This window comes from Bacillus sp. SIMBA_005 (assembly GCF_046535585.1).
In the GTDB taxonomy this organism is placed as follows: domain Bacteria; phylum Bacillota; class Bacilli; order Bacillales; family Bacillaceae; genus Bacillus; species Bacillus pumilus.
The window spans coordinates 1-243 of the sequence record NZ_JAWRWI010001006.1 but is presented as its reverse complement, the minus strand read 5'-3'; the positions used below and the strand labels follow the sequence as shown (position 1 = coordinate 243).

Genomic DNA, 243 nt, shown 5'->3' with positions numbered 1-243 from the left:
ACTTCACGCTTAGTAGGTTCACCTCCAGGATATGTTGGATACGAAGAAGGCGGCCAGTTAACGGAAAAAGTAAGAAGAAAACCTTACTCAGTTGTTCTTTTAGACGAAATTGAAAAAGCACATCCGGATGTATTTAATATTTTATTACAAGTGTTAGAAGATGGACGCTTAACAGATTCAAAAGGCCGTACAGTTGATTTCCGTAATACGATTTTAATTATGACATCAAACGTAGGTGCGGAT

1 protein-coding gene is annotated in these 243 nt (G+C 37.4%); it reads left to right on the top strand.

From position 1 onward, the window contains the following. On the top strand, window positions 1-243 hold a 243-nt coding region (locus SB660_RS23120; protein WP_410584881.1), incomplete at both ends, for an AAA family ATPase.